Source organism: Pseudoalteromonas sp. SG44-1 (assembly GCF_014164315.1).
GTDB lineage: Bacteria > Pseudomonadota > Gammaproteobacteria > Enterobacterales > Alteromonadaceae > Pseudoalteromonas > Pseudoalteromonas rhizosphaerae.
Window position 1 is genome coordinate 1 of sequence record NZ_JACJEW010000100.1, and the last position, 6668, is coordinate 6668.

Here is a 6668-nt window from a genome sequence, read left to right on the forward strand (position 1 = left end):
CAAGCGTCAGCAGGTAAACGACGCAGCTAAATTGAATAACCCAAGTCGTTGGTCAGGAAAGTCACGAGATTGGTCAATGATAAACGAAGTAAATTTGAATCCTGAGAAAAAAGAAGAAATGCGGGCGGCATAAAATTTAACTTGAGGCGACAACTAACTTGAAAAACTCCGATGATAAACGAAGTAAATTTGAATCCTGAGAAAAAAGAAGAAATGCGGGCGGCATAAAATTTAACTTGAGGCGACAACTAACTTGAAAAACTCCGCCTCCAGACTATCTCTCGCGATTTAGCCCTTGCCATTCGCGAGTGTCTATCGTTTAATAATAGCGTGTTATTTAAACGGTGATCTTCCTACAGAGGACTTTCACCTCATAAGTCAATGCCCATGTCGGGCGTACACAATCGTGTCATGCCGAAGTTATGCCTCATCGAGGGAATGGAGTCTAAATGAAATCAATTATATGGTTATTCTCAATTTTTATTAGCTTTGGTGCACCAGGTACAGAGCAAGAGTTACAACCAACAACGTCAGGACTATATGATGTTGGTGGGTTTAAGTTGTATCTTGAGTGCTACGAAAATGACAAGCCTCAATTAATAGTTGAGCAAGGCTTCGGTCGTTCTGGTTCTGATGGGGTTTGGTTGGAGAATATTAAACAATTGAAAAATGATTTCAGTATTTGTTTATATGATCGATCAGGTCTTGGAAAAAGTGAAAAAGGTCCCGTGCCTTTCACCGTCGATGATATGGCTAAAAGGCTAAAAAAACTGCTTCAAGTAGCCGGTGTTAAAATGCCGTATTACTTTACTGGTGGCTCATATGCATCTTATATCATTACGGCATTCAATAACCTATATCCACAAGAGGTTATGGGGGCTGTGCTGATTGATCCACCTCCTTTAGGCTACTTTTACACTATGGGTACAAGGTGGCCTGAAAACTTTAAAACAAACAATGAAAAATTGGAGCGTTTTTATAATTTTGAGCAAAGTGTTCATGATCCAATGTTTGAAAGAGTTCCTGAAAACGTAGATCATATGAAAAGCTACAAAATTCTATCTGAAGCAGCTAAATTCGGTGATAAGCCAATTATAATTTTACGTTCAAAACAGACCGAAGAGCGTTATGACCCTCCTTTTGTTCCCGAGGAAATCGCGAAGTCAATGGACTCCCTATATGCAAATGCAGAGAGTTACTTTAAAAGTTTATCTACAAATAGCCGAATTATCTATTCGGAATCAGAAAAGCATCATCTGCACATCGCAGACCGTGATTTGGTTGTAAAAAGCATTAAGGAACTTGTTAGAAAATGAGGCTTAACAAGTTGCCCAAAATCGCCGCAAACAACGCGGCTGGGACAAATACTCACTGGGCTTCGCCCAACAACGTTCGCATTTGCCCATTGGCAAAGCGTTATGTTTTACGAGGCATCGAGTAGATGAAGCTAATCTATTACTCTAATGCGCAGCGTCTCTGAACCTCTTTATGAATAATTCAATAAAAGATTTTTTGCACAAAGAGCAGAGAATGAGAAGTAAATGAGGATTATCTTAAAGGCTAATATTAGCATGCGTAAAACACGATGCATTAATAAAGGTAAGCTGCTACCTCATCAAATAAGCCACTTAAACACCTGTCATACATTCCAAAACGCCCATTAAAGCAACAGCAAATGCTCTTTTTATATTTTACGTAAAAGTCAGTTGTCGATTGAATCAGAATAGGAACTCGGCTATGGTTAATGCATCAATAAAAATAAATTAAAAACGGGTTATTCTACAAGCTCGTTATACGTTTCAGGAGGCTTGGTTTAATTCCTTAAGTGACTCGGATAAAGATATGGTAAAAAGTATTATATCTGATGCTGTAAATGAATCTGTTTTTGGTTTCCTTTGTGTACTCGATGGTGTCAGGTCAATTTTTGATACAGGTGACTCTAACAACCTAAAGTTAACGCACGGTGACACACTGCTTAACGACATAGAAAATGAATGCTTGCACGATTTGTATAAAACGTATAACAAGCTGTTAAACAAGAACAAAAAACAGTTAGTTTCGCTTCGTTCCACATTTTAGCCCACTGTTTTCATCCGCTTAATTGGGCGATATTTTTATCGACGAGTGATGCGCATCGCGCTATACTTGTGCCATGATTAAATCTTTCAAACATAAAGGCCTCAAGAAATACTTCCAAACAGGAAGTGTTGCTGGAATTCAGGCCAAACATCAACGCAAATTGCGCATGCAACTTGCAGCAATAGATACCGCACAAGAAATTGATGATATCAATTTACCCGGTTTTAAATTGCCCCCTCTCAAAGGGGATCGTGACGGGATTTGGTCTATTACTGTAAATGGTAACTGGCGCATTACTTTTGAGTTTATCGATGGTAATGCATACATTCTCAATTATGAGGACTATCACTAATGACTATGCATAATCCACCACACCCAGGAGAGTTTATCTATGACGTTTACCTAGAGCCTGCAGGCTTTAGTTGCCGTTATTTAGCTAAACAACTAGATGTAGCATCGTCTACATTAAATAGAGTTCTAAAAGGTCAAAGTGCAATCTCACCAGAAATGGCACTTCGCTTATCTAAAGCCATTGGCAGAACTCCTGAGAGTTGGTTAGCAATGCAAGATAACTACGATCTGTGGCATGCAAAACAACAAATTAATTTAACCAATGTCCACGCAGTAAACTTTGCAGTGCCATAAAAAATAATCGGGTAGCCGGAGGTCTCTAACCTCCAGCCCCCACACCACCCATCATGCACTTTTATTAACAGGAAGTGCTATGGGCGGTTCATCTCCCGTAATGAATATTGATCCAAAGATCTCAATGACGCTTAACCTTGTGAAGCTAAATAGTCATTGCCTAGCGCAATGTTAATTCCTTTTGTTTTTTAGCTTCGACAAGGGCCTTCGCTGCCAAGCGCCTACTTTTGGTGCTGGTGATACCAAATGCTATGGCGAGTCGTTCGCTGACTGCCAATTTCATTAAACTGCGTACTGCCCGAGATAAACTCGCGCCTACAACACACTCCCCTAGCACCTAGTTACCTAGCCCCTGAAACCTTTTTGTAATTGGGCTTCGTTACCCTCACCCCAACTACAATCGCTTAATTTAACACCAAGCAATCTTACAACTTATGACTTACCGCTTAAAGCTGCGATCAAAACACCATCGCCTTACCGCGCCCTGACGCTTCTGAGCCGGCATCTAGTTTGCCATCACGTTCGATGATCACATGCATATCACCAAAATGGCGCTCGTCTAAGGTGTAGCCCATTTTCTCTAGTGCTTTAACAACGTTTGCATCTAAACCTGCATGATGACGGATCACATTTTTAGGCCAAAGTTGATGATGAAAACGCGGGCTATTTACCACTTCATCGGCGCTCATATTAAATTCAACCGCATTTAAAATAGATTCGTACACCGAGCTTATTATGGTGGTGCCGCCCGGTGAGCCGGTGACCATTTTAACTTTATTGCCTTTGAGTAAGATAGTTGGCGTCATTGAGCTAAGCATACGCTTATGCGGCTGGATTTCATTGGCTTTACCACCGAGCGCGCCAAATACATTCATCACCCCTGGTTTGGCACTAAAGTCATCCATTTCATCGTTAAGCAAAAAGCCCGCGCCAGCAACGACTACACCACTGCCATAACCTAAATTAATGGTGGTGGTATTCGATACTGCATTACCCCATTTATCAACTATAGAAAAATGCGTGGTTTGTTCGCTTTCATATAACCCAGGTTTAATGTTTTCAGTCGTCGATATTTTATCGAGTGTGATGCTGCTACTGCGCTTTTTAAGATAATCCATGGCGATTAGTTCGCTCTTTGGCACATCAAAAAAGTCTGGATCACCTAAGTACTCTGCTCTATCAGCAAATACGCGTTTGCCAATTTCTGCTAATAAATGAATATATGCTGTGGAGTTGTGCTCAAGCCCTGCTTTGGGTTTAGTCAGCTCGTACATTTTTAACCATTGTATTATTGCAATACCGCCGGAGCTTGGTGGTGGTGATGTAAGTACTTGGTAACCGTTCCAAGCTGCTTTCATTGGGGTACGTGATTTTGCTTGATAGGCTTTTAAATCCGCTTGCGTAATGATCCCGCCATGTTCAGCCATAAAATCGGCAATGATTTTAGCCGTTTCTCCTTCATAAAATCCTGCCTTACCTTGCTCGCGAATACGTTTTAACGTGGTTGCAAGCTCAGGTTGCTTAAAGTTTTGATTAGCTTTAGCGCTGGCAAAATAATCAGCAAAGTTAATTGTTACGTCTTTTTTAGCCATGCGGGCAATGTAGCGCTCAATACTGCTGGCTAATTTCGGGTGAACAATAAAACCCTGTTCGGCTAACGTTACTGCAGGCTCAACAAGGATTTTCCAATCTAGTGTGCCGTGTTTTTGATGAGCAAGCCACATACCCGCCACACTACCGGGTACACCACTGGCGTAAATGCCGTATATCGATTTATTTGCAACCACATTACCTTTGTCATCCAAATACATATCGCGATGGGCGGCAATTGGAGCTGTTTCGCGGTAATCTATAAAGTCGCCTTGCCCGTCTTTTTGGATCAGCATAAAACCACCACCGCCAATGTTTCCCGCTTCAGGCAAAGTAACGGCTAATACAAATTGCGCAGCAATGGCTGCATCAACCGCGTTACCGCCCTGCTCCAAAATGGCTCTTGCTACGTCACTACTGTAACTATCGGGCATAGCCACTGCCGCTTGGGCTGTTTTTCCACTAGCTGCCAATGCAGTTATGTGTAACTGCATTACAACGACACTAAAAATCAGTAAATGTTTTACACCAGCAAACATATTTAATTCCTTGTTGATTTTATTTTTTGATTATTTTATTAACCCCATTAATACACATTCAGTTAACAAGGGTCAAACTACAATGAATAACTTTACACAAATTTTCGATATAACACGGCTGGTAACTCGCCGAACTCGTCGCTATAGGTATAGTGTTCAATAAACTGCAGACCCAGCTTTTCCATCACTTTAATCGAGCCGTTATTGTCTTTTAGTGCAGTGGCGCTAAGTGCCTTGATCTCAACATTGGCGGTGATCACATCGGCAACGGCTTGCGCGGCTTCACTGGCGTAACCTTTACCCCAACTTGTACGTTTAAAACGCCAGCCAATTTCAATATCACTAAAATCAGGCTCTGCAGTAAAAAACCTCATTGGCCGAATTAATATCCAACCAATAAAGCTGTCATTATCATTAAGGTTAACTTGCCAAAGCCCCCAGCCCTTTTGTGGATTACGGTAGGCTTGCATGCGCGGAATAAAAACGTCTTTGATGGTGCTCATGGTCGTCGTCTTGCCACGAGTAAGGTACTCCATAACTTGTGGGTCGTTATCGAGTTCAAACAGTAGCGCACTGTCATTTTCATCCATTAATTTAAAATTAAGTCGTGCTGTTCGAGGTATATTCATTTTCTAGCCTGTATATTGCTTGTTTTAAGATTGCCATCAATACTGTACCAGAGGAAATATTCCTCGGGACATCATTATTATACAAAGGAACGAATATGAACAAATTAGCAAGTTTAGTTTTATTAGGCTGTGTAGCACTAACCGGTTGTGAAGATGCTAGCGAAGCAAAAAAAGATGCCGCAGAAGCTAAAACTGAGGTTAAAAAAGCACTTAATGATGCATGGGATGAAGTAAAAGAAACCAGCAATCAATTTAAAGGTGAATCACTTGATGAGCTACTGCAAGAAAGTAAAAAACTTGGCCTTGATATGTATGATGATGGCAAAGAGGTGGCTTTAGATGCCTGGATTGAAAGTAAAGAAGCAGCAGGCGAGTTAACTGAAAAAACCAAGCAAAAAGCCCAACAGCTCGTTGACGAATTACAAGCTGCACGTGAAGAACATAACAAAGAAAGTAATAACTAGTTTACCTGCGGCCTATAGTTTACTGAGGTAGCCCCTACTATTGTAACTATGGACTGACTAACAATTTAATAAACACCCCCGGGCAAGCCCTTCTGCTAACGCAGTACTCACTTCGTGAGTGGGGTATTTGGTTAGAACATAGCTAACTGATGATCCAAATGGAGTTGGTCATAATTATTTCCTTAGTTTTTCACATACTTTCTTATCATTGATCCGTCACCATGTTTTCCTACCGTATTTGCAAAATAACCATCAGACCAAAACTCTCCACCCCATCACTGGAAAATAAACACTCAATATCACTTTATCAGCAATATTGAGTGTTTCGCCAAACAACAGCTCTACTGGCGTGCAATTTTCAACAAACCATTGGTATTCGAGTCTAGGTAAATAGTTTAATAAATGATTGCTTACAAACTGGTAAGGTGCACGTTGCAGTCACTCAGGCCTCCAATGGATAAATCCATATATCAAAGAACGTAATAGGTATTGATAACTTGGACTAACCGTCGTTTTTCGTCTGTGCGCTACAGCGCTATACTTGAAGTGATGCTAATTTTAATACCAATCGACTTAAATATTTAATCATTCTAGCGCGCTAAATAAAGCGCTAACTGCGTTATAATTTTTTCAAGTAGAACAACTACATGTCAAAATTTACGCCTTGTTATCACTGTATTTATCTGTCGCTATAAATGGTCAGTAACTTAACACGATTGGTA

The 6668-nt window shown here is 40.7% G+C and carries 6 protein-coding genes and 1 pseudogene; 4 read left to right on the forward strand and 3 right to left on the reverse strand.

From position 1 onward, the window contains the following. Positions 1-449: 449 nt before the first annotated feature. The 3 genes from H5187_RS22300 to H5187_RS22310 all read left to right on the forward strand — a co-directional run bounded on the left by H5187_RS22300 (position 450) and on the right by H5187_RS22310 (position 2724). Complete coding sequence (locus tag H5187_RS22300; protein WP_182719627.1) at positions 450-1316, forward strand: alpha/beta fold hydrolase; 867 nt, start codon at positions 450-452, stop codon at positions 1314-1316. Positions 1317-2152: 836 nt separating this feature from the next. Then, positions 2153-2431: a type II toxin-antitoxin system RelE/ParE family toxin gene (locus tag H5187_RS22305; protein WP_182740827.1), complete on the forward strand. Its 279-nt coding sequence runs from the start codon at positions 2153-2155 to the stop codon at positions 2429-2431. Continuing rightward, positions 2431-2724: a HigA family addiction module antitoxin gene (locus tag H5187_RS22310; protein ID WP_182719628.1), complete on the forward strand. Its 294-nt coding sequence runs from the start codon at positions 2431-2433 to the stop codon at positions 2722-2724. The genes H5187_RS22305 and H5187_RS22310 overlap by 1 nt, the downstream gene beginning before the upstream one ends. A gap of 458 nt (positions 2725-3182) precedes the next feature. Here the strand turns inward: H5187_RS22310 and ggt are convergent, their stop codons facing one another. Together ggt and H5187_RS22320 are read right to left on the reverse strand one after the other, a co-directional pair. Beyond that, complete coding sequence (gene ggt, locus H5187_RS22315; RefSeq protein ID WP_182794248.1) at positions 3183-4853, reverse strand: gamma-glutamyltransferase; 1671 nt, start codon at positions 4851-4853, stop codon at positions 3183-3185. A gap of 92 nt (positions 4854-4945) precedes the next feature. After that, positions 4946-5482 carry a GNAT family N-acetyltransferase gene (locus H5187_RS22320; protein ID WP_182794249.1) on the reverse strand — a complete coding sequence of 179 codons (537 nt, stop codon included), beginning with the start codon at positions 5480-5482 and terminating at the stop codon, positions 4946-4948. Positions 5483-5577: 95 nt separating this feature from the next. On the opposite strand from H5187_RS22320, the gene H5187_RS22325 reads away from it, so the two are divergent. Continuing rightward, positions 5578-5946 (forward strand): hypothetical protein, encoded by a 369-nt coding sequence (locus H5187_RS22325; RefSeq protein WP_182761078.1) that lies wholly within the window; start codon positions 5578-5580, stop codon positions 5944-5946. Between the two features lie 182 nt (positions 5947-6128). On the opposite strand, the pseudogene H5187_RS22330 reads toward H5187_RS22325, so the two are convergent. Then, positions 6129-6221 (reverse strand): annotated as a pseudogene (locus tag H5187_RS22330) (transposase); the annotation flags it as partial. Positions 6222-6668: the final 447 nt, after the last annotated feature.